Annotated in this window: 27 protein-coding genes and 2 pseudogenes; 27 read left to right on the top strand and 2 right to left on the bottom strand. The window is 28.7% G+C overall.

What is annotated here, in order from left to right; translation table 11 throughout:
- Window positions 1–139 precede the first annotated feature (139 nt).
- The 14 genes and pseudogenes from ACWPW7_RS16875 to ACWPW7_RS16810 all read left to right on the top strand — a co-directional run.
- Window positions 140–238: pseudogene (locus tag ACWPW7_RS16875) on the top strand (hypothetical protein); the annotation flags it as partial.
- A 1,278-nt stretch (window positions 239–1,516) separates the two neighbouring features.
- The gene (locus tag ACWPW7_RS16870) at window positions 1,517–1,732 is read left to right on the top strand and encodes a bacteriocin immunity protein (RefSeq protein WP_454054447.1); all 216 of its coding nucleotides are present in this window, start codon (window positions 1,517–1,519) and stop codon (window positions 1,730–1,732) included.
- Window positions 1,733–2,350: 618 nt separating this feature from the next.
- Window positions 2,351–2,887, top strand: a complete 537-nt coding sequence (locus tag ACWPW7_RS16865) for a hypothetical protein (RefSeq protein ID WP_454054446.1) — start codon at window positions 2,351–2,353, stop codon at window positions 2,885–2,887.
- A gap of 10 nt (window positions 2,888–2,897) precedes the next feature.
- Complete coding sequence (locus ACWPW7_RS16860) at window positions 2,898–3,218, top strand: DUF6572 domain-containing protein (protein ID WP_454054445.1); 321 nt, start codon at window positions 2,898–2,900, stop codon at window positions 3,216–3,218.
- Between the two features lie 778 nt (window positions 3,219–3,996).
- Window positions 3,997–4,458: a hypothetical protein gene (locus ACWPW7_RS16855; RefSeq protein ID WP_454054444.1), complete on the top strand. Its 462-nt coding sequence runs from the start codon at window positions 3,997–3,999 to the stop codon at window positions 4,456–4,458.
- 288 nt (window positions 4,459–4,746) lie between these two features.
- Window positions 4,747–5,073 carry a DUF6572 domain-containing protein gene (locus ACWPW7_RS16850; RefSeq protein WP_454054443.1) on the top strand — a complete coding sequence of 109 codons (327 nt, stop codon included), beginning with the start codon at window positions 4,747–4,749 and terminating at the stop codon, window positions 5,071–5,073.
- 177 nt (window positions 5,074–5,250) lie between these two features.
- The gene (locus ACWPW7_RS16845) at window positions 5,251–5,412 is read left to right on the top strand and encodes a hypothetical protein (protein ID WP_454054442.1); all 162 of its coding nucleotides are present in this window, start codon (window positions 5,251–5,253) and stop codon (window positions 5,410–5,412) included.
- A 212-nt stretch (window positions 5,413–5,624) separates the two neighbouring features.
- Window positions 5,625–5,996: a hypothetical protein gene (locus ACWPW7_RS16840; protein ID WP_454054441.1), complete on the top strand. Its 372-nt coding sequence runs from the start codon at window positions 5,625–5,627 to the stop codon at window positions 5,994–5,996.
- A gap of 113 nt (window positions 5,997–6,109) precedes the next feature.
- Complete coding sequence (locus ACWPW7_RS16835) at window positions 6,110–6,289, top strand: hypothetical protein (RefSeq protein ID WP_454054440.1); 180 nt, start codon at window positions 6,110–6,112, stop codon at window positions 6,287–6,289.
- A 283-nt stretch (window positions 6,290–6,572) separates the two neighbouring features.
- Window positions 6,573–6,737, top strand: a complete 165-nt coding sequence (locus ACWPW7_RS16830) for a hypothetical protein (RefSeq protein ID WP_454054439.1) — start codon at window positions 6,573–6,575, stop codon at window positions 6,735–6,737.
- An 8-nt stretch (window positions 6,738–6,745) separates the two neighbouring features.
- The gene (locus ACWPW7_RS16825) at window positions 6,746–7,828 is read left to right on the top strand and encodes an RHS repeat domain-containing protein (RefSeq protein WP_454054438.1); all 1,083 of its coding nucleotides are present in this window, start codon (window positions 6,746–6,748) and stop codon (window positions 7,826–7,828) included.
- Window positions 7,819–8,238: a hypothetical protein gene (locus ACWPW7_RS16820; protein WP_454054437.1), complete on the top strand. Its 420-nt coding sequence runs from the start codon at window positions 7,819–7,821 to the stop codon at window positions 8,236–8,238. The genes ACWPW7_RS16825 and ACWPW7_RS16820 overlap by 10 nt, the downstream gene beginning before the upstream one ends.
- A 298-nt stretch (window positions 8,239–8,536) precedes the next feature.
- Window positions 8,537–9,223, top strand: coding sequence for a polymorphic toxin-type HINT domain-containing protein (locus ACWPW7_RS16815; protein WP_454055529.1), 687 nt, complete (start codon window positions 8,537–8,539; stop codon window positions 9,221–9,223).
- Window positions 9,224–9,246: 23 nt separating this feature from the next.
- Window positions 9,247–9,660: a hypothetical protein gene (locus ACWPW7_RS16810; protein WP_454054436.1), complete on the top strand. Its 414-nt coding sequence runs from the start codon at window positions 9,247–9,249 to the stop codon at window positions 9,658–9,660.
- 545 nt (window positions 9,661–10,205) lie between these two features.
- Here ACWPW7_RS16810 and ACWPW7_RS16805 read toward each other — a convergent pair.
- Complete coding sequence (locus ACWPW7_RS16805) at window positions 10,206–11,279, bottom strand: phosphotransferase enzyme family protein (protein WP_454054435.1); 1,074 nt, start codon at window positions 11,277–11,279, stop codon at window positions 10,206–10,208.
- Between the two features lie 318 nt (window positions 11,280–11,597).
- On the opposite strand from ACWPW7_RS16805, the pseudogene glnQ reads away from it, so the two are divergent.
- The 13 genes and pseudogenes from glnQ to ACWPW7_RS16740 form a co-directional block, all read left to right on the top strand.
- Window positions 11,598–11,717: pseudogene (gene glnQ, locus ACWPW7_RS16800) on the top strand (glutamine ABC transporter ATP-binding protein GlnQ); the annotation flags it as partial.
- Between the two features lie 203 nt (window positions 11,718–11,920).
- Window positions 11,921–12,889 (top strand): DMT family transporter, encoded by a 969-nt coding sequence (locus ACWPW7_RS16795; RefSeq protein WP_454054434.1) that lies wholly within the window; start codon window positions 11,921–11,923, stop codon window positions 12,887–12,889.
- A 79-nt stretch (window positions 12,890–12,968) separates the two neighbouring features.
- Window positions 12,969–14,153: a murein hydrolase activator EnvC family protein gene (locus ACWPW7_RS16790; RefSeq protein WP_454054433.1), complete on the top strand. Its 1,185-nt coding sequence runs from the start codon at window positions 12,969–12,971 to the stop codon at window positions 14,151–14,153.
- Window positions 14,154–14,803: 650 nt separating this feature from the next.
- Window positions 14,804–15,130 (top strand): hypothetical protein, encoded by a 327-nt coding sequence (locus ACWPW7_RS16785; RefSeq protein ID WP_454054432.1) that lies wholly within the window; start codon window positions 14,804–14,806, stop codon window positions 15,128–15,130.
- A gap of 275 nt (window positions 15,131–15,405) precedes the next feature.
- Complete coding sequence (locus ACWPW7_RS16780) at window positions 15,406–16,437, top strand: hypothetical protein (protein ID WP_454054431.1); 1,032 nt, start codon at window positions 15,406–15,408, stop codon at window positions 16,435–16,437.
- Window positions 16,438–17,015: 578 nt separating this feature from the next.
- On the top strand, window positions 17,016–17,165 hold the full coding sequence (locus ACWPW7_RS16775; RefSeq protein ID WP_454054430.1) for a hypothetical protein: 150 nt from the start codon (window positions 17,016–17,018) through the stop codon (window positions 17,163–17,165).
- A 251-nt stretch (window positions 17,166–17,416) separates the two neighbouring features.
- Window positions 17,417–17,764 carry a hypothetical protein gene (locus tag ACWPW7_RS16770; RefSeq protein WP_454054429.1) on the top strand — a complete coding sequence of 116 codons (348 nt, stop codon included), beginning with the start codon at window positions 17,417–17,419 and terminating at the stop codon, window positions 17,762–17,764.
- 52 nt (window positions 17,765–17,816) lie between these two features.
- Entirely contained in the window at window positions 17,817–17,957 is a 141-nt protein-coding gene (locus ACWPW7_RS16765) for a hypothetical protein (RefSeq protein ID WP_291568408.1), read from the top strand.
- Between the two features lie 166 nt (window positions 17,958–18,123).
- On the top strand, window positions 18,124–18,363 hold the full coding sequence (locus ACWPW7_RS16760; RefSeq protein WP_454054428.1) for a PepSY domain-containing protein: 240 nt from the start codon (window positions 18,124–18,126) through the stop codon (window positions 18,361–18,363).
- A 434-nt stretch (window positions 18,364–18,797) separates the two neighbouring features.
- Window positions 18,798–19,037 (top strand): PepSY domain-containing protein, encoded by a 240-nt coding sequence (locus tag ACWPW7_RS16755; protein ID WP_454054427.1) that lies wholly within the window; start codon window positions 18,798–18,800, stop codon window positions 19,035–19,037.
- 411 nt (window positions 19,038–19,448) lie between these two features.
- Complete coding sequence (locus tag ACWPW7_RS16750; RefSeq protein ID WP_454054426.1) at window positions 19,449–19,664, top strand: hypothetical protein; 216 nt, start codon at window positions 19,449–19,451, stop codon at window positions 19,662–19,664.
- A gap of 4 nt (window positions 19,665–19,668) precedes the next feature.
- Window positions 19,669–19,974 carry a spore coat protein gene (locus tag ACWPW7_RS16745; RefSeq protein WP_454054425.1) on the top strand — a complete coding sequence of 102 codons (306 nt, stop codon included), beginning with the start codon at window positions 19,669–19,671 and terminating at the stop codon, window positions 19,972–19,974.
- A 537-nt stretch (window positions 19,975–20,511) separates the two neighbouring features.
- Window positions 20,512–21,054 carry a hypothetical protein gene (locus ACWPW7_RS16740; protein WP_454054424.1) on the top strand — a complete coding sequence of 181 codons (543 nt, stop codon included), beginning with the start codon at window positions 20,512–20,514 and terminating at the stop codon, window positions 21,052–21,054.
- A 1,243-nt stretch (window positions 21,055–22,297) separates the two neighbouring features.
- Here ACWPW7_RS16740 and ACWPW7_RS16735 read toward each other — a convergent pair.
- Entirely contained in the window at window positions 22,298–22,645 is a 348-nt protein-coding gene (locus ACWPW7_RS16735; RefSeq protein WP_454054423.1) for a YmaF family protein, read from the bottom strand.
- Window positions 22,646–24,057 lie beyond the last annotated feature (1,412 nt).

Raw genomic sequence — 24,057 nt, 5'->3', positions numbered from 1 at the left:
TGCAAAATCAATATAGAACTAACTTCAAAATATTAAACAGTTGTAGAGTATGATATTTAAATAAGTAGTAAAGAAGATTTTCTTAATATTAATTTTAGGCATAAACTGAATATAATCTTTTTCAGAAACAGGAGTTGCGCAATTTGGAGATGGTAATCAAATAGGGAAAAAGTCATTTTCATCTAGAGCAGAATTAAGAAATACAATTATATATGAAGAACTTCATCATCGTTGGTAGGAAAGAGGCATGCGGAGCTAGCATCATTCGCCTGATACATATATTCCTAATTAAAAGTTTTATGAAGTAGTTAAAAGATATCATAGGATGAGAGGATGGGATTAATAATAGTAAATGAATCATGTATACAAGTAAAATGTAGCAAATGTAATAATCAAGTAGATATGGTATTGGTCAGAGTATTTTAGAAAATTTTGAGCTAACTTGGTGGGGAGCTTACAAATGTCCATATTGTGATAATCAAATTGAATTAGATGGTAAAGGGATCCCAAATGATAATATACGTGAAACAATATTAAAGGTAGATGGTAGATGGGGATTATATGTTTATGAAGATAGCAAAATAGAAGCAATTAAATTAACAAGAGGAGTTCTTAGAATTAGTTTAGCTGAAGCTAACAATATGTTAAAAGCAGTTCCAGGAATTGCACTAACAGGAACAAGAACAGAGATGATGAGATTAGAACTTTTCCTTAATCGTAAAGGGATAAATGTCAAAACTAAAAGAATTTAGAAATAAAGTGCTTCTAATAAGCACTTTATTTATTAGAATAATGATTCATAACATATTAAATAAAAGTCTATTAGTTTATTATAGATATTATGAATATAAGAGTAAGTAGCTTAAAAATATAGAGTGAGATCCAAGTACAAACCTATATGCTAGATAAATTAAAATTATATATATTTGTGAATAGTGTGATGAAGTATGGATCGATGAAGCTTTAAGTGATGCAGTCGGATTAAGTTATGAACTGTATTGTGAAATTGTGGGATTGGAAGATACATGGGATAATTTTAGCATAATTGAGATCTTGGAGTAAATCTAATTTAAATAAAAATTGCTAAAATATAAAAGTAACTATAAAACTTAATAGAAAGCAACTTAAGAAAAGTAACTATTTAGGTATTGTTGTAAACTTAATAAAAAATAAGAGTTAATTTGCTGCATAATCTAAATAATGTAGTGAGATTTAGCTAAAAGAAAAACTAAATATATTTAGTGATAAACGAATTTTATATTATTACATTTGCTTTATAATTGCTTAAAATAATTTAGAGTTGCTAATGCCAAGATTTCATAAAGAGCGAAATGTATTTTGAATTAGTAAATGAGATTATACATCCTAATATTAGTTAATAAAGAGAAAATTTATTGCTAGCAAGGATTAAATATAAAAATTTATAAAATAGATGTTTTCTTTAATTCTAAAGATTAATCAATAATTATAAAATACTTATAAAAAATTAAATGATAATTGGAGGCTAATACATTATATGTTGAAACAATTAACAAGAGAAGAACTGATAAGTTTAGTAAGTAAAATAGTAGAATGTGAAGGAATAGAAGAAGAGATTGATGAAATGATAGAAGTTGTAGAAAGAAATGTTCCACATCCAGAGGTAAGTGATTTAATATATTGGAATGAAGAAGACCTTATTCCTGAGCAAATAGTAGATATAGCACTAGCTTATAAACCAATACAACTTTAGAAGTTAAATTTACTGACATCTTACAATAGTAATGGTGTAGATATGTAATTAAAGAGAACATTGAAAGAGCTATAAATTTAATGATGGTAATAAAATGGCTAACTGCATAATATTAATAATGTAATTAATGCAACTAAAAAGGTTAATGTTTCAGCAATTGGAGCATTAATCTTTTTTTATAATAAAATATCTTTAAAAGTCCAAATAACAGGATTTGAAGAAATATTGTAAGGTGAAAGCAGGAAATCTTAGGATTGATAATTCTGCTTAAAATTGAAGAATAGAACGAGCAAGTAATATATAGAGAAATAAATTTCACTTAAAAATAAAAAAATTGAAAAGATAAAACATATAAATAATAGCTAGAACAATGGATTTAATAATAAAATTTAATATTGAAGTTTGAAAATGTTATACTAGAAATATATAAAAGTAAAAGATATTATGATTTATCTCATTGATTAGAATATGTAGCAAGCAGGATAAAAACTAAGATCAAGATGGTATTTAAGGTAATAACAAAAGCAGATAAAAAAGTAATGGTAAAAGGTTGAAATAGTTCTATTAGATAAAAATGTTTCAAAGATTGTATCTGCTGTAAAATCAAATTTTAGAAATATGTTTGGTGGGCTTAAAAATGCAACTCCAAAAGTACCAAACAGTTTACCAAGTGGTAACTCTCAAGGTTCGAAAATATCCTTAGATAAAGGAACACAATCCAAGTTAGCAGAACGTGGAATGGATCTGCAGTTGTTTGGAAATAAAAAAGGAAGTTCTAATATTGGTGGAAGTGCTATTAAGGGGGTAAGTAAAGCTGATATATTAAAGCAAAATAGAATTAATGGAAGGGATTTCGAGGTAGAGGCATTAAATAAAATGAAGGGTAATGCTGATAATGTAGTTGAACAAATTACAGTAAAAAGCAAAAGTGGAACGAGAACAAGGTTAGATGCCATTGGGGTAGATAAGAATACAGGTGAAATAATAATTCAAGAGTATAAGGCATCACCATCAGCTCCATTAACTAAAAATCAAAAAATAGCACATCCAGAAATTTTAACTGATGGAGGAGTTGTTGTTGGGAAGGGAAAACCACCATTTATTGGAGGAACAGAAATACCACCAACTAAAATAGAAATAATAAGAAAAAAATAGAGGTGATTTTATGTCAGTAATAGATAAAGATAAAATTGATAGTATAGGTATAAATAAAGAAAGTGGAAATGTAATGCTAGGGATTTCAGACCATTTAGATTGGAGTAATGAATACGAGCATCTAATAATGCTTCAAGATAAAATAAATTCATACTTGAATTTTATCGAAAGTGGAGAAATATATGAAAGTTATCCTATGTCAAAAGATAAAAATATAGAGATAATAATATATGCAAAATATGATTTTACTCAAAAAGCAGAAGAGTTTTTAAATGTTGCATATAAAAGTGTAGTTGAAGCAGGGTTTAATTTAAGTTGTGAGATTATATGAGAGTAGGTTGAAATCTTAATTCAGAATTAAGATATAACTTACTGCAAAATAAATCTATTTATATGAACTAAGATAAATCAATAAAAGTAAGAGAATTTAATACTGCATAATTTCAATAATGTAGTGAATAGGGGGCAAAGGGGGAAGAGTGGCAGATAAAATTAAAAAGTAATTTTTAGTTGATGAAACTAAAAAATACTTTCTAAAATCTTTACCACCTATGCCCCCTTTCAACCTAAAATAAAAGAAAATATCTTTGTAATTGAAATGTCGATACTACAATAGTGTCGATATTTTTTTACATTGAATTAGGTTGAGAGTAAGCAATAGATAAAAAGTTAAATAGTAGATACACTAAAAATAGGAGCAAGTAAAACACGACTTGTACAAATGCTGTAAGCTGAAAGCTAAGGAAATCCTAGCGTTCTTAATTTCACTTGAAATCAAGGAGTAAAAACGACAAGTAATATGTAGAGGGGAAATAAATCCACTTAAAAATAAAAAGAATTGAAAATATAAAATATATAAATAATGGAACTTAGAAATAGGAACTCGGGACTTGAAAAAAGCAACAGGGGGATAGGGGGCATAAGGAATTAAACTAATAATATAAATATCTTCTAAAGCTAAAAGAAAATATCGTTAAAAGTGAAATATTGATACTAGATTAGTGTTGATATTTTCTGTTTTAATATAAGGTGATAAAAGATTGAAATAGTTCATATTAGATAAAAGTATTTCAAAGATTGTATCTGCTGCAAAAGCAAACTCTAAGAATATGTTTGGTGGACTTAAAAATATAGCTCCAAAAGTGCCAAGCAGTTTACCTAATAGCACCATATCTCAGGGATCAAAAATACCAATAAATAAAGGAACATCATATAAATTATCAGCTTCAGGAGATAATGTAGGTAATATGCTTAGGGGGGCGGCAGACTCTGAACTAAAATTAATTGGTGAGTATGCTAATAATAATGTATTCGGTAAATCAGTTAGTTTTAATGCTGGGGAAGAGGGTACAGGAATCACATATAAGGTATTTCAAAGAAATAATATAGAGTGGTATATGATGAGAACTACTGGAGCTAAAAAAGGGAGAAATTTAACGAAGGCACAAGCAGCAGAAAGATATGGATTAGCACCTATATTAGATGAGGCTGGTAATGTTGCAACATTACATCATTCACAACACATAGTGTTGGACCATTATTTGAAGCGTCGACAAGATATCATAATATAAGTAATGCTAAAAGAGCGCCATTACATCCATATAAAGGCCAATTAAATCCATTTAATCCAATAGATAAAGAAGTAAGAAAGGCATTCCAAAAAGTAGATTCAATTGAATATTGGAAAGCTAGAGGAAAAGATGCAATGAAAGGAGTAAGATAATGAATATATTAAATTAAGAGAAGTAAAGCAATAGTGGTAGTTAAATGAGAGTCACCATTTACTACTGGTGTAGAAATAGCACCTACTAAAGTATAAAGTAATTAGACCATGGAAGTAAGAGAAAGGATGCTGCTTAATGGCATTAGAAAATGTAAATGAAGTTGATACTATATCTATAGATAGTGAAGAAAAGAAAGTAATATTAACAATTGTAGACGAGCTTGATTGGGCAGATGAGTATAATCATTTAAAATTAATACAAGATAAGGTAAACAACTATCTTAATTTTATTGAGAGTAACGAACTGCATAAAGCATACCCAATGGCTAAAGGTAAGGAAATAGAAATAGAAATTTACTTGAAGTATGAGTTAACATTGAATGGGCAAAAGTTAATAAGTAAGATAAAAGAATTTCTTTATAAGAATGGATACAAATTTAATTGTAGAAAAATAGATGCATAATAATAAATAGAGAACTGCATAGAAAATAGAAATAGTGGAATAGAGTTAAATGATTAAGAGAAAGAAATATTTAAGCAACATAATTGTAATTAAGCAGTGAGAAAAGACAAAATGAACTAGCTGAAAAATAAATAGGCTAGTTCATTGTTTTTTATGGTGATAAAATAGTGGTATACATTGAAAACACTAAAGTACGTCACTAAGAAAAAGCAAGACGTGGCTAAAGCTGGCTTCAAAGGTGATGTTAATTATGACACTAAGAAAGGATTTTCTATTAGCCAAGATTATATGAAAAATAATGGATTAAATCACTTTGATATAACTACTAAGCAAAGATAGTCATATCATAGTGATTTATGAGAGTGGAAGACCCAATATACTTAAAGACACACAAGAATAGCTAAAGAAGCATTAAAAGCTGGTGGAGCAAATGAATCACAAGTAGATGAATTAATAAGAAAGTTTCTTTAGAATTTAAGAGAACAGGGAGTTACAAAACCAACAAGAATACCATGGTATTTAAAATAAATTAAAAAGAAGGAATGATTATATTGAATGAAAATATTTTAGATTACTTTGGAAAAATACTAATAACAGAAGTTAGAGATGAAACAATAACAAGTTGGAATATGATGCTAAGAGGCAAAATGAGAGGTATCACTGCACAACAGATTAGGGAGAAAATATCAGTATTTAATGATGAAGAATTAGAGGTATTAAAGTGGCTAATACCTAAAATTATTGATTCAAGTTTGCATAATTTACTTCTTATGATTGAGCAAAATGATGCAATAAAAGTAGAAGTTGATGATGGACAGAAAGATAATGATATTAAGGAAATTAGTGATGGGTTAGAAGGTGAACTCTACACAGAAGATGGTTGGATTAGTAGATTTAGCAAAGAAAGGTATGATGAAATATAAATAATAAAAATTTAAGCTAAAAACTAAATACAAAACAATAATAAATTTTACTACGTCATAAGTTGTAAATAACAGAAAAAAATAAATTTATATTATAACAATGATAAGAGCTAATGCTTCAAATAAGAAACATTAGCTCTTTTTCTCATGCAAAGAAATTAAAGAAAGTAAAGATGATGTGTCAAATAATTAAAGATTTTGAGATAAGCATAATCGAAGATGGTAAGAGTCCTAAAACAACAGAAAGCTATGTTGGTGACATTAAGCCTTCCATAGAATTTTTAAAGGCTTAAGGGAGCTGATTCTAATGCTACTTTACAACAATTTTACGTAACGAGTTATAATTAATAGTTAACAGAGAGTTATTATGGTATGAAAACTTAATATATTGTTAAAACAAATATAATTTTAAGGGCTAGATTATTAAAAGATAGCGCAACAAATTGTCTGTATAATGAAGGTAATGTTATATTAGAAACAAGTAAAGATGGACAAGAGTTAGCAAGAAATGTTTGGGGGACAAGTTTAATAAGCAGAACTATAAATGAAAAATATGGGGATATAACTGCTTACTATATGTATAATGGCCATAGTGATGTAACAAAACTTTTAAATAGCAATGGAGATATATTAGCGAGCTATTATTATGATGCCTTTGGAAATATCTTAGAAGAAACAGGTTCTATAGATAATCCATATAGATATTCAGGCTATGAATATGATGGTGAGACTGCTACCTAAAAACTAGAATGTATGATCCTGTAACAGCAAGATTTATGCAAGAAGACACCTATAGAGGAAAAGATGAAGATCCATTAAGTTTAAATCTATATACTTATTGTCATAACAATCCAATAGAATATTATGATCCAACAGGTAATGCTCCGTGGCTTATAGGAGCTGCGATAGGAGCAGTAGCTGGAGCATTAGTTGGGACAGCAGCTGGATTTGGATATGCATATAATTTAGTACATGGATTAGCAGATGGAATTGTATATCTTGCAACTGCTTTTACATCAGGAGTAGGAGCAAATGCAATATATCAGATCTTTAATAAAAGTGAAATAGATGTTGTTGAGGCTATTAGTGAGGGGTCAAAAGATGCTATATTTGAAATGGCATTTCATGGAGCACAGAAAGCAATATTTAAACCTGAAATCTTACCTAAACCGATAATGGAACTTAAACCAATAACAGCTTTAGAAAAATCCAAAGTAGTTAAAAATGTTAAAGGTAACATAAAAAACGTAAAAAGTTATTTTTCTAAAAAATCATGGAATCCTAAAAATATGTTTGGTGGACTTAAAAATACAGCTCCAAAAGTGCCAAGCAGTTTACCTAATAGTACCATATCTCAGGGATCAAAAATACCTATAAACTCTCCTAAAAACTTAGGATATAAACCTGGAGATAGTATTAAAGTATATGATGCCTCTATTAAAGGGGTAGGTAAATTTATAGAATCAGCAGGAGGGACAAATGCATTTGTTGAAGATTTATCTCATGTTACAGGAAAAACCGCTGCTCAAAGAAATAAAGCAATAAATGCAATTATAAAAGAAGATTTTCCAAATATTAATTTTAGACATAAAGCTGAATATAATCCTTTTTCAGAAACAGGAGTTGCGCAATTTGGAGATGGTACTCAAATAGGGAAAAAATCATTTTCATCTAGAGCAGAATTAAGAAATACAATTATACACGAAGAACTTCATCATCGTTGGTGGGAAAGAGGCATACCGAGCTATCATCATTCACCTGATACGTATATTCCTAATGAAAAGTTTTATGAAGTAGTTAAAAGATATCATAGGATGAGAGGATGGGATTAATAATAGTGAATAAATCATATATACAAGTAAAATGTAGTAAATGCAATAATCAGGTAGATATGGTAGTTGGACAGAGTATTTTAGAAAATTTTGAGCTAGCTTGGTGGGGAACTTACAAATGTCCGTATTGTGATAATCAAATTGAATTAGATGGTAAAGGAATCCCAAATGATAATATACGTGAAACAATATTGAAAGTAGATGGCAAATGGGGATTATATGTTTATGAGGATAGTAAAATAGAAGCAATTAAGCTAATGAGAGGAGTTCTTAGAATTAGTTTAGTTGAAGCTAACAATATGTTAAGAGCAGTTCCAGGAATCATACTAACAGGAACAAGAACAGAGATGATAAGATTGGAACTTTTATTTAATAGTAAAGGGCTAAATGCCAAAGTTAAAAGAATTTAAGAATAAAGTAGTTCTAATAAATACTTAATTTATTAGAATAAGAATTAATAACATATTAAATAAAAGCTTATCAGTTTATTGTAGATATTATAGATATAAGAGAATTAGCTTAAAAAATTGGATTAGATATTGACAAGGATGAATCATGGCTATTAAGGTAGAGGTCAACAGATTAAATTATTTGTTGACTTCTATTTATTTTAAAAATATAGAATGAGGTTTAAATACAAACCTATATGTTAGAGAAAAGGGATTAAAAGCTGTTAAAAATGTATTTGAAAGATAGAGTAGTACACTAATACATATAACATTAGGAGAAGAAACAATAAAAGCTACTCCAGAGCATTCATTTTATGTAGATGGTGAAGGTTGGGTAAAAGCAAAATCTTTAACTTTAGGAGATAAGATAAGACTTTACTCAGGAGAAAATAAAGAAATAACTTCTATTAAAAAAGAAGAGTTAGAAAATAAAATTAAAGTATATAACTTTGAAGTAGAAGATTTCCATACTTACTTTGTATCTGAAGAAAATATCTTGGTGCACAATGACTGTTCTGACGTAGGGTCATTTCCTATAACAAACTGGAAAGGACAAGAAGTAAAGATTCCTGATGGACATAAAATAAGTCCTAGAGACCCTAATTTTTCAGAACCACCAATTTATAGAGAAGGTCCATATACAACTGAACAAAGAGATTCATTTTTGCCACGAAACTCTGCTGAAACAAAGTTGGCACCACACCACAGATATCAAATTCCAGTTAGAGATGGAGGCGTAATAGATGAATTACCAAGTCCTGGGCATCCAGAAGGAAATATTCATACAGGTGGTTCACCAAGTAGGCATCCAGCAAAATCTATATTTAATTCAGAAACTAATTGTAATAAACTAAGACAATCTGAAATAATTGATTCCTGGAAAGTCAAAGGTCAAAGGCTTATTGAGATAGAAGATGGAGTTTGGATAGACAAAGGATTTAAATAGATTCATAGAAAGAAGTGAGTATTATGTTAAAATCTAAATTAAATGAAATAATGTTAAATAATAACATTGAACTTTCAGTTGTGGCTAATTTGGATGATAATAATATCGAAAATATAGGAAATAAAACAGAACTAGAATATTTTAGCTTAGTAGAAAATCTTTTTGGCAATATTGAACATATGCATGCACTTAATGATTCTTTAAAAGGACAAATTATGCCACAATCATGGAAACAAGGAAATGTTAAGTGCCTTGTTTGTAAACCAGTAGATAATGTTATTGTAGGATTATTTTATAGTGAAGAAAGAACTGCTATAGAATCATATAGACTTGGAAAGACACTAAATGACATTATTAAAGGTGCATGGGAAATTTATAAATTGAAAGATAAAAAAATAGTTTTAAAATATCCTGCCATCTATCTACTTTTCCACTAATAGGAAAGTGTAATCAGAAAGAAAATCAAATATATTATTGCTAAGAATAGAGTCAATGTTTCTAATGTAAGAGACATTGACTCTATTTCTCATGCAAGAAATTAGTTACTGAACAAAATAATTTAAAATTAAAAGAAAGTTTAATTGAATATAGTAGGATTCATAAAATAATAAATAAAGATAGCTACTGAAAATGGATACAATGCTGAAGGTTTAAGAATACTAAAAGATGTAGAAGGTAATATAACAAACTACCTATATGAGGGAGATAATTTTATATTAGACTACTCATGGCTGCCTAGAGGTACCGTGAAAGGTCAAAAAAACGATGGGAAGGAGATTGCTTCCTCAGGTTAATCTGAAGTGGATTGTTCAAATCTTCCCAGTGAAAAGTATTCGGAGCATCTCATGTCTCACGATAATTTTATTAAATAGCGAAAAAGCATCCCATCCTGAGCAGGTGTAAGCTTTAATATATTTTACACATTATTTTTATTAAGGCTTCTCATCTATAAAATTCTCTTGCAAAGTCCCAAATGAAAAGACTAAATATTTCGTTTCTCATACTCAAAGGGTTCTTCACAGGAATAAATTTCATGAAAAAATCCCATATATGGGATATCGTCTTCCAGACATTTTATACGATAGGACAGCTCCTCATCACACTCCGGCTCATCGCCGTTGTTCCGCATTACCTCGAATATATCTACAATATTTTCCATGAGGTTTACTTGGATAAATAAAGGCAAGTTATCTAACATTGAATTTTCGATTCTGCTCTCGGATTTGTATCCCGCGAGGGCTGCTTCAAAATAATCATCCATGAACTTTTTGCGTTTACCGGCATCTTGTTCAAATTGTATCCAGCCCACTCCGTTCGTCCAGAGAGTTGCTAGGTCAAACATATACCAACAGTAACATGAATTATCGAAATCATATACGGTTATTTGTCCAGTATCAAAATCTATCGAATAATTCCCATCATTGTAATCAAAATGGACCATACCGAAAGACTCACGGTTCCTGTCCAATCCTTCCAAAGTTTTAAGGAGCTGAACCAGCTTCTCCTTAAACAGGGATAAGGAGTCAGGTATCAGTTTATCGATATATTCGTCATTATATTTATTAAAAAAACTATACCGACAATGGACAGGAGTATATTCTTTCGACAATTGGTGTAGTTTCCCCAAGACTTTACCACAATTATAATAATATTCGGTAATTGGAGCTCCTTCACGGTACCGATAATTATTTTCCACCAACATTTTTCCCTTGGCCTTTTCAAAGAGGCAGACAGAAAAGGTATGATTATTATGAGTTATTTCTTCCAGTAGATTTCCCTTCAGGGAGTTGACTACATCCGAGACACTGCCGCCATGCTCGAATAAATACCTAATATATTCAACTTCCCCAAGAAAATCTTCCTGGCTTCTGTCATTTAGGAAGGCGATTCTAAGTATTTTAGCGCCAGCGCCATCTTTCTCACAGTTGTAAACGACATTCCGCCCGACCTCATGTGCCTTAATTGGACTGATTTCATAGCCTTCCAATCTATATAACTCTGATATTATTGGAAGTAAATATGCATCACCGATTTTAACAACCTCATTATAAGTCATAATAGCTCCTTTCATTACTTAGTAATTAAAAATTCCGTTATTATTAATTTTCACTACCCTGTCAAAGGATTTTTTTCGTAAAAATCAAAGTTGAGTATATCATGCTCTATGCAATAAAGATAATAAATAGTATTTGTAAACTACTTACCAAGTTTTATATATACCCAATTTCATCCAGCAATTTCTCTTTGTAATATATTTATTATATCATTAACTTTAATAGGACTATAAGAGTAAAAATAATTATAACTATTTATTCCATATAAAAGCAAAATTTTAACAATTATAGTATTCATATACTGTGCCAATTATAAACGAGCCCTAGACACTGAGATGGTAGGAGAACTTTTAAATATAATGAAAGGGCTTGTCAATGATGGAATGACCATGATGGTTGGCAATCATGAAATAGGAATTGCAAAAGAAGTAGGGGATAGAACTTTTTTATATTAGTCAAAAGCAGAGTACATAATTCGTAAAATTACTTAATTGTATAAGTAATTTTGCGGATTATATTTATTTTAAACCCAATATAAAAAATGTATGTTAAGATAAAGGAATTTATGAATAGCATATATTTATAAATTGCTAATTTAGTGATATATTTAATAGTGAAATATATTGACAATAGGAGATTATAAATGAATACTAGAGAGTTTTTTATGAAGAAAAAAGTAATATACATATTTGCAACTATATGTTGTATGTTATGGGGAAGTGCCTTTCCAGCAGTAAAAAGTGGATATGAAGTATTTAACATTGCTTCAGAGGATATACCTTCTAAATTAGTATTTGCAGGGTATAGATTTTTTTTGGCAGGTGGAATAGTACTTTTTATAGCATTATTAAGTAAAAAAGAACTTTTTAAGTTTAATAAAAGGCAACTAGGGCAAATAGCATTACTGGGAATTACACAAACCTGCTTACAATACATATTTTTTTATTTAGGATTAGCTTATATTAGCGGTGCAAAGGGTTCTATCCTGAGTGGAACAGGAGCTTTTTTTAGCGTTATAATAGCTCATTATATATACATAAATGATAAATTAAATTTAAAAAAGACCTTAGGGTGTATTATAGGATTTATAGGTGTAATCATTGTTAATTTCGATTCGCAGTTACTGGGTTCTTCTTTTACCATAAAAGGTGAAGGAGCAATTTTGATTTCTGCATTAATACTATCTGCATCATCTATTTATGGTAAGAAACTTACACAGTCTATGGATTCAGTAGTAGTAACGGGATATCAATTATTCATAGGAGGAGCTGTACTTATTGGATTAGGTTACGGTTTTAATGGTTCTATATCAGGATTTACTATAAAATCCACAAGCTTACTTATATACCTTGCAATGCTTTCCTCCATTGCATTTTCATTGTGGACAATTCTCTTAAAGTATAACAACGTAGGAACTGTAGCTGTTTTTAATTTTTTAACACCTATATTTGGTTCAATATTATCAGCTATATTTTTACATGAGAATATATGGGAATTAAAAAATGCCATAGCATTAATATGTGTATGTATAGGTATATGGTTAGTTAACAGAGAAAGCAATAAAAAAATTAATAAATTGGATCCTTTACATAAAAAAGTTAAATTGAATTAAAAGTTGACAAAAAGTGTTTAGGTTGGTAAAATGACATAAAAAATAAGTAGACAAGCATTATAACTTGAAGGGAGTTTTTATGAATAATAAAACTAAAATTATAATAGCATTGATACTATGTAGCAACCTAGCGACAGGAAATGTGCTAGCAAATGATATTAACAATATGAAAAATAAGTCCAATAATATTGAACAGAAAATCAATAATGGCAAGAATGAGATAAAAAAATTAGAGAAAAATAAGGAAAATGTCCTTAATGATATTCATGAATTAGAAAAAAATATCAATGAGTTAGAACATGAAGTTGAGGAGATAAATTCCCAAATAGGTAATTCAAATGAGAAGATAAAAAATTTAGAGGTTAAATCAGAGAAATTAAAGGTTGATTTAGCAAAAAATGAAGAAGTGATGGCAGAAAGACTTCGTATTATGTATATGAATCAATCTCAAAGTTACGTAGAGATATTATTTGGATCAGAAGGAGTTTATGATTTCATTGAAAAAGTAGAAGCTATAAGAAGTTTGATTAAATATGATAAAGAACTTATGGATGAATTTAAGGAAAAGCAAGACGAGCTGGAAAGCACTACTACTCAAGCTAAGAATGAAAAAAGCAATCTTGAAAGTATGATGCAAACTGCTAATAGTAAAATGAGTACTGTAAAAGATAATAAGCAAGAGAAAAATGCACTTATAGCTGAAATTGAAAGTGATATTGATGTACATGAAGCTATATTAGCGAAGCAGCAAAGTGAGTTTGATGAAATAATTACAGCTATTGGGAGTATGGAGGCTGAGAGTAGACCATCTAGAGGTGGATCTATGTCTAGCGATGAAGATGTGCCTAGTGGTGGACAAGTATCAAATGGAAGCATTTTTTCAATAACAGGAGGAAATGGGTACCCTATAACTCAGGAATTTGAAGGAAGAGTCAGTCCTATCACAGGTGAGAAAGAATTTCATGGAGCTCTTGATATAGGGGCACCTTATGGTGCTGGAGTGTATTCACTTAAAGATGGAACTGTAGCTTACTCAGGTTGGATGAATGGATATGGGAATGTAGTGGTTATAGATCATGGAGATATCAGCAGCTTATATGCTCATAATTCAGAGCTTTTAGTTAGTCAGGGACAGAGCGTCAGTGGAGGACAACAAATTGCAAAGGTTGGTTCAACAGGATGGTCAACAGGACCACATATACATTTTGAAATAATTAACTCCAGTGGTGAGAAGATTGATCCAATCTCATATTATATATATTAAGTAATAAAGGATGCTTATTTAAGGTAGGCATCCTTTTATTAGTATGCCAGCATGGCAATAACTGGCGGTGAAAGTCCGCCGTGAGATTGGTATTGGGAAACATTAAGCAATGGGAAAGGATAACAATTTTATATATGACTTGGACACTCAAACTATCTTGGAATTGTAAAGAATGCTTATGAAGATAGAAGTGAATGTAAAGAAGATAAAGTGTAGAAGTATTTCTTTATTATTATGATAATGATGCATATATTAAAGAAATGCATGGGGAACAACTTTAATAAGTAACCATAAGTGAAAAAAATGAAAATATAAGGCTATGGCTCTTATGAGTACGTGGGGAAATATAGATAATTAGTTTAATTACCTTATAGTGCAATGATAGATGTCATAAGTAAGAGGAATTAAATTGTTTTAAATAAATATAAACAGATGATCACTTAAAAAGGTAAATATGACAAATATAGAATATATAGTTAAATAAAATTTCAAGGAATAAAGATGAAGCTAAAAAAATTTATCCCTACGTTATCACTTATACTCGTTTTAAATTCAACGAATGTTTTAGCAGCAAGTGGTATACCATATAAACAGATACCGAAGTATATGGATCCTGGTACTACTATTACATTTGATAAGAGTAACAATGTGTGACTCTTGAAAAGGGAGAAAAAACAGAATTTAGTAAAAAGAATCCAGTGTTGATAAATGAATCAACTTTACCATTAGCAAAAGAAGGAATGATAGTTACTTATGATGCTCTTGGGCAACCGATTATTATTAATCAAGATGCTAGAAAACAATCTGAGGTTAAAGTTGACGTAAAGAAAGTAGAACCAAATTCACAAATATCCAATGATGTAAATATTATGGCGACTGAACACTCTCAAACTGGGAAAACTACTTATTTTTATGCTTCTGGACGTAGTGTTGTTTTAGATGAATGGAGTGCAGCTCATATGTTTCTGCCTTGGTAGCCAACGGTTCGTGTATATGATCTAGAAAGCGGTACTAAGACGGCAGCAGTTTATGTACTTGATAGAGGCAACTTTGCTCCCGGAGTAATACTAGATATAGATGTTAAATGTTTTACTACCAACTTCTATCCTACAGCTAAAGGTTGGTTTGACAGCAAAATAGTTTGGCATACCAACTAATTAGAACTAAATTACAAAAGAACTTAGAGGTGTTATATTTTGATATTAAAAAAATTAAGGATATATTAACTCTTAAAAACATTCGTATTAAATATATGCTATTAATTTTAATTGTTTTTCCTCTTACAATACTATTTGTTTTTAATAAAATAAATAGTATTGCAGTAATAGGCAGAAATTCCTCAAGTAATGGTGAATGGCTAGTTGCAACTGTTACTAATTCTAACAACAAAAGTGACTTATGGATGATAGATACTGAGATTCAAAGGAAACAAAAATTAGTAAGTAACAGAGATGCAATGATAACTGGTAAAGTTAATACCACAGGAGAAATCTTGCTTTATTCTGATGCTATTGGGAAGAACTCATGGGATATATTTCGATTTAATATTCCTACTAAAGAAACTTATCAAATTACTGATGATCCATTAGGTCAATTTAATTTACGTTTCGGTGACGAAAAGGGAAACATTATATTTGCAAAGAGTGGAGATAAGAACTCTCCTGTTCCTCAAATATCAAAAATAGATGTTATTAAGAAAGAGGGGGAAATCCTCGAATTAGATTCTGGTCTTGGTGTACAAGATTTTGATGTGCGTAATAATAAAATCATTGCATTAGCATTTTCTTATGAAGAGTTTATAACAAAGAAATTTAAGGAACAAAATGATTTGGCAAAAATCAACTACTACATTATAGCAATGGACATAGATGGAAGTAATAGAACAGTGGTATCCCAGATAACCGCTGTGAGATTAGATTCAATATCATTTTCAAAATCAAATGATTTTATCATATTAGGTGGAAGTGGTATACAGGATAATGAAAAAGGATTCTATAAGTTAGATATAAAGAAAAATAAAATAGATACTTTGCTAACTCAAGAACAACTTAAGAAAACCAACGAAATTTCTGAATTTTCTCAACCTTATATTGCAGCTCTTAGTTCTGATGAGAAAAACATCTACTTTACGGCTATTCCCATTGGAACAAGTCAAAAAAATATTTTAGGGTTAACAGTTTATCCAAACGCCTTGTATTGCTATAATCTAGAGGATGAGAAAGTAAATGAAATTTTCAAAATCCCAGATTCGTTTATTCCTTCTATATCGTTTACCTATAAGTAAATCATTGGGTGTTCATATTAGTTGTACAGGTGGCTATAATTGCCACCTTTTATTGTTTAAATTCTTAATGGAAATTCAAAGAAAGGGTTTTTTATTTTTACATCTTTTTTTAGAATGACACATGTCCATTCGTCTGTGAAAAAACATTGCTGAGAATTCCATAAAAAAGATTTATAAATTAATTATAGAACGATATTTCAGTTAATAATTAATTGCCATGGAGCAACTCCAAATATATCATTTAAGATTAAATTTTCATAGAAAATTTAAAGCAACAGGAGAAAAAAATAATAGAGAAGACTTCTAATGATTATTATTGGGGATGTGTAAAGATAGAACGGGAAAAAATATGTTAGGAAAAATATTGATGGAAGTTAGAGAAGTTTTATGTAAAAGTCAAATATAGTTTTATATAAAAGTAGCAAAAATGTATATAAACTAAATTTCTAATACCGTATTATTCAAGGTGAATTTTACGGTATTTTTTATACTATAAATTAATGTTAATGATTTAGGTTATTGAGTTGAAGTTATTTAATAAGATTGTTAATTGTGAAATTTAATAAAGCCTTAAAAAGATGTTAATAAGAATAGATTTAAAAGATGTACATAATAAAATAAACTTCTATTTGGTAAATAAAAACATTGTATCAGATTTTACATTTGTAGCACCAAGTTTAACAGAAAGAGATAAAGAAGAAAATGTTAAAGAAATAATTTTATTTTAATAATAAAAAATGGTTAAAAGAAGATAATTTGTTATTATAAGTAACAATTTACATGTGCTGATTGTATTATAAAATAGAAGGATTTTTAGATTTTAATATAAAAAGCAGTTGAGAAATTAGGGCACTAAGAAGTTATAGGATATTCAGGAGAAGAAATTAAGCTTTTATTTGAGGCTAAATGCAATAAAAGAATAAGTTTTAGAAAATGATTAGGGATTATTTTTTATAATCTTAAATAGGAGGGAATAAGAATGGTTAAATTGTCAACTTTGAAAGACCATGAAATATTAGTAGTTGGTGATGAATATAAGCTAATGACAAAAGAAGAGTTGATTACAAATATAGATCAATTTAAAGGAGTGAATGTTTATACATTAGGGATTCATCATGCAGCTCTTAACGCAAAAGATATGTTAAAAAATGCTATTAAAAATGAAGAGTGCGACAATATGTATGAAGAGTGGGAAAATTTAATTTGGAAAGATATAGAAGATAAGGATATAAATCAAATTCAAAAGATTCTAAATAGAATACTTAAAAAAAGTCCAAAACAAAATATTACATGTTATCAAGATAAGCCAGTAGAAATAGATATTTAGTTAGTCCATATTTCAAATATATTAATAGTGAAAATTAGGAAGGAGTTAAAAAATGAATGAATATTTAATTTGTCCTAAATGTGGCAAGAAGATAAATAGAGAATACGTAAAATTAGATGATAACAGTGATTATAATTTTACTTTAAGTATTAAATATACTTGTGGCTGTGGTTATGAAAGAATTGATAATTAGTAAATTGTTTGATTAGATTAAGTCAATTTAAGTTGAATAATTTTTAGAGACTTAGAGCAGAGGTTGCTTTATTTTGATGTGATGGATATATAATAGCATAAGACATAAATTTCCAAATGCCTGAATACAATAATTATGGGAATGTTAAAAGAAAGGTGTGCAAGTAATGACGGATCTTTATTATAGTCTGTGGGATAATTACTGGAGAACTTATCGTATTAACAGTGAAGCAGCTATTCAAATTGCTCTAGAGCAATTTCCAGGTCAGGTAATGAAAGTTGAAATAGATTATAAAGGGGATTTATTAATCTATAAAGTTACTATTAAAAACATTACTGGAGTATATAAAGTTGAAATAGATGCTAATACTGGTCAGATGCTTGAAGTAGATGTGAAAGTTGATTAAAGTTCAAAATTTTCCAGTAGGATTTAAAAAACAATTTTTTACTTTTAACAAGATATAGTAAATTAATTTTGAGAAGAGCTTATAGGGGGCTCTTTTTTTATGTGAAAAATTAAAGTGAGATGAAAATATACTAAATATTTAACTTCATATAGATATAGAATTTATAAAAATGGGTTTGTATTATTAACTGAGTAAACTAAAAATCAAGTAAGGTAAGAAAGATATTTAGTATGCGCTTACTGCAGTTCACAGAAGATTAAGAAACAAAGGGGAGCAGAGAGTTTAAAAGAAAGCATATCAGAAAGGATATATAAAAGAGTTAACGTAGCTTTAAGGCAGAAATAATTTAAGATTATACACTCTTAAAAGACACCAATTTTTGAAAATTTGAATACAATAATCATATGAATGCTAAAAAGGATGAGATTTATATAATGAAGAATATTTACTATAATCTATGGGATAATTACTGGAGAACTTATCGCATTAACAGTGAAGCAGCTATTCAAGCTGCTTTACAGCAGGTTCCTGGTCAAGTAGTAAAAGTTGAACTAGACACTGAGTACGGTATATTAGTTTATGAAGTCACCATAAGAACTACTACTGGAATTTATGAAGTAAAAGTAGATGCTGATACAGGGGAAATACTTGAAATTGATAGGGAATTTGATTAAAATACTAAAGTTTTAAGTGATTAATAGAAAAATACTAATATTAAAAAAGAGCCTTAAACAATGGCTCTTTTTTATTTTATACAGAAGAAGGTGAGTATATGCTAAATATTTATAGTTCATATAGGTATAAAATTTGTAAGAATGATTGGTATTATTAACTAAAAAAATTAAAAATCAAGTAAGCAGAAAGATATTCAGTATATATTTAATGTAGTAGTAAAAGGATAGGTAAACAAAAGGCAATAGATAATTTAGAAGAGTATTATGTAAGAAAAGAGCATATAAGAAAGTTAATGGAGTTTTAAGGTAGAAATAATATTTATTTAATTGGATAAATTTAACATGACTATTAACTTTCTAAAAATCACATAATATAAGTATATGTAAATTATATTTAGAGGAGGTAACAATATGAGAAAACTTTCAGAAGCAGAAGTACTATCCTTAACATCACTATTGAAGATGGAGCAAGATGGATTAATTGTACAAAGAGCAGTGAATGCACTAATAACAGATGAAAACTTAAAAAGACAAGGTGAATCTAGCGTGTTAGCATCAGAGGGTAGGATAAAAGGATTACAACAGTTTATTAATGAAAATCAAGTAACAGTTCCAGGGGAGGTATAATAGAATGGCAAATTTAATTGGAAACCTAATTAAAAATAACGTTGATATTAATGATGAGGTTATATCTACAAATATGCTTTCTTCTGGAAAAGCTGCAGCTGACGCATATCTTAATGCTACGTTAACAAGCAGTACTCCAGAATTGAGATCCATATATTCTGCTGGTTTAAATCAAATAGTTGGAGGACATACTGCTCTTACAGAATTAGCTGTAACTCAAGGTTGGGCTAAACCTTACAATTCACCTGTACAACAATTGACTGATACTTATAATGAATCAAAAACTGTAATTAATCCAAATGAACAATAGTATAAAGTAAAATCCATTGTAAATAGTTTAAAAGAGCTCTTAATAGGGCTCTTTTATTATGTATAAAAAGGAATGGCGGTATTTTGAAGTTAATACGAAAATAGAGAATATTTGTAGATGAGCATTTAGTGGACTTTAATGCCACTATTTAATTATTATCATAATAAAGAAATTTACTCTCGTTCCTACTATTCTTAGTTCTTTTATTTTTATAGTTATATTTATACTTGTACTTAGAATAAGCCAAATGGTTCTTTGATTCTATTTTAACTATTTCCTATAGAATATTAGCAAATACTTCCTTAAGAGATTGTTATAAATCTTTTACATTATTAATTTTCTAGAAGGCTATTAATTATTTATATAGGCATGATATATATCCAATAACAACATAAAACATTACCAAATAAATCTAGAAGTTTTAACATGTCTATATGTTAACTTATAAAAAGAACTATAATTCTTATTTAAATGTTCGATATAAAAATTATAAAGCTATCTGCATTGAATATTTAGATAAAAGGGGGGATTAGAGAAATGAAAATTCAAGGAGATATAAATTTTCAGTACATTTTTAATCTACATAATAAGAAGAATAAAACTATAGAAGATCGAGAAAAAATTGATAAAGCTAGAAAGGGAAATCCACAATTGGATCGTATGCTTTATCAGCATGATATCAATAAGATGTATGAAGAGCAGGCAAAAATCGAAGGAATTGCTAGAAAGATTGTGCGAGGACAGAAATTAACAGAAGAAGAAAAAGAATTAATAAACCGTGTTGACCCAGAAATGTTTCGTAAAGCAGAAGAGGCAAAGCAAGCAAATGAATCTTTAAAAAACAGATTGAGAAATGCTAAAAGTAAGCAAGAGGCACAAAAAATACTAGTACAAGCCTCCATGGAAGCTCAACACATAGCGGAATGTAATCCACAGTACGGAAATTTACTTATGGAACTAGTTAAAGAAGCCTATGAAGATTATAATAAAGATCTGGAATCCACAGGAGAAACTCAACAATATTATCAGAATCAACAAAATCAAGACAACTCTAATGCACTAATTAACTTTGAATGCTAATTTATTTAAAAACCGTCCCACTAATAGGACGGCTTTTTTATCTATACAGTTTTTACGTTCACTTGTTGATATAATCACAATAATATTTAAACTTAAAATTTTTTACTTAGAACTGTTATTATTTTCTGTTAACGTACCCTCTAAGCTCTAAGTAAGTTTCCCACAAAAAATTAACAGTTGTGACTACCTTAATCACTGGTAAGTTAGTATTATGAGTAGAGAGTTTTAAGATTTTATTTTTACTAGGACTGTTATCTTATAGACACAAAAAGCAGAACATCTTAATATATATGTGTCAGTAATCCGTAAAAGATCTGTAGTATGATAGTACTACAGGTCTTTTAAAATATATATTTTAAAGGGGTAAGTTAAAAGTTGTTTGCTATGATCTATTCAGAAACAATATAGAATTCTTCAGCAACTATTCTATGCTTACAACTATCTTTTAGATAAAGATCTGAAGCTGCTAAGAAGTAGTCATCCTAGCTTATAAAAAATTAGTTACACTTGTAAAACAGTGGATAGCTCTGTAGAAAGTTTTCTTATTTATCTCATGCCTATTTGAAAGTCTATATTATAGGCAATCTTTAAAGTTACAACTTCAAAGGTTTCTGTAGTTTTTCATAAAAGTTCTTTATTGCTCATAAGAAAAGTTTGAGCTTTTGTTTTGTTATTCGTTATTTTCTTAAAATCTTTATTTACAAATGAAAATTTATCTTTAAGTGCATTTAAAATTATAGTAGCAGTGTTATTCCTTTTTTATATGGATTTAATAGAGTTAATTTCTCTGAAAATTCATCTATCCCTCTTTGTAAAGGGGATACAAAGGAATAATAACTATCCCTATTATTTTCCTTTGCTTTACCTAGGTGAAGATTTAATTTTCAATAATAAAAAACGAAAGTTTATTAAGAAATGTAAACCTAATTAGAAAATAATATAATAACTATTTATTAAAGGAAGAATTTATAGAAATTAGTCTTGAATTAGAAGATATGCAAAGATTAAAAAGGCTCATGTTCTGAATTATATAAAATAGTTAAACAAGTAGTCAGGAGTTTTATCAGGTGGGATATTAAATAGTAAGATTTTAAAGTTTACTAAAAAGAGAATAATAGCTATGTTTAAAATAGATAAAATTAAGTATTTGTAGTAGCTTTTATAATAGTATTTTCTTAGTTTCTTTTATAGACTTAATTGTCTATATTTAAAAAGGGAGATGAAAATCTCCCCCGTTTTATTATTAAGTCAAAGGACTTTGAATAAGAGTCGTAAAAATAAATTGATGATTATGACCATCATCTAATGTTGTAACACCTGTTGCTAAGTGAATATGCTTGCCATTACCAACATCTATAGCTAGTCCTGTAATTACACCTAGTTCATGATGATGCTCTGAAAAAAAGTCAGTATTAACTAAGATAGCGTGAACGTGAGAATTACCCATAGGGATAACTTGACTTGTAACACCAGCAAATCTATGATTATGCCTATCTTCTCCTTGTTCAGCTAGTCTAGTACTTCCTAAAAATTCGTGAACGTGAGTTTGACAATCAGTGGAATTTTCAGATTTTAAGTGTTCATTTAACATGACTACACCCCCTTATATACAATATTCAACAAAGAAAGTCTTGACACCATGTAAAAATTTAGAAAAGAGCAATATGTATAAATGAGATAGTAATATGAAGATTTATTTTATATAGATAAACTATTTTAAAAATTAATGCATAGCTGAATAAAGACGCATTCTTAAGTATTCTAATTTATAATTCCAATGCAAAATGTGCAATTAAGGTGGAAATTAATTGTTTATAAATTAATTTCTTAGACTAATTTTTATTAGCAATGTATTGCTAGTTTTTCACCTCTGGGGAACAGTAGTGAAGCCCTTTAGGGTTCCCCAGAGGTGAAGTATAGCTCGGAGCAATACTAATAAATTTAACTAATACTATGGAGAGGCTACATTTGCTAGTCTCTTTATAATAAGCTACTGCGTAACTTTAAAAACAAATCAATTCTAAATTTCTCAGCTATCACTGAGAAATATCCGGAATTGTGAATTGTGAACTGTGAATTTTAAACTTAGTAGTTTTAGGGATGATACCAATAAGTGTTAATTATTTTAAGAAATAGATTAAATTTAGGAGTGGTATATCTATAGCTGCATTAGATCAAATTGATAGTTTTCAATGCTATTAATATATTTTAGCACCAGTAGAAAGACTAGTGCTTTTCTATGTATAAGGAGAAAAGTGAAGTGAGATGTAATAAATATTTATATTTAATATAGATGCAAAACTTGTAAGAATAAGTATGTATGCATTAAATTAGGATAAGAAAAAAATCAAAGTAATGATATAAATAATTCTTTAAAAAGAAGGTTGGAGGCTAGAGTTTGAGGAGTTTTGGGTATTATAGTAGTTATTAAAAATAAAGTTGTCCATCTAGTCACTATGGATTTAGATGATAGTTGTGATGTAGCATATAAAGCATTTTAGTTAGCAATTTTTATAGCTAATTAAATAATAATTCAACAAAAACAAACATATGACATTTTTCAATAGATTTCTAGTAGATTTAAAAAAGTATAAAATGAAGAGATTACAATATAAGTAGGGTTATTAATCTATTCTATTTTATTATTAAAAATAATAAGAGCTAAGCAATATGATTCATTTATTACTTAGCTCATTTTATATGTGGAGTTTAATCGTATAATTATATTATGAGTAGAATTTATAATATTATACAAAAAAATTAAGGCCATGTAGTTGAGAAAATCACTCTAAAACAGAAAAAATTGTTATTGAATATTGAAGGAATCTTAATATTGCTAAACATTATAAAATGACTATAAATATGCTATTAAATTAAAGAAAACAGATATTCAAGTATGAGATATAAGTTATAATTGTTTATTAATGGATTAATTATAATTAATAAAACACTAAAAAAAGATTAAAATTTAAATCAAATTTTTCATATTTTTTAAATATAAAT

It is taken from the genome of Clostridium sp. Marseille-Q7071 (assembly GCF_965112025.1).
The sequence above is the reverse complement of the archived record's forward strand: the minus strand, read 5'-3'. Positions and strand labels throughout refer to the sequence as shown.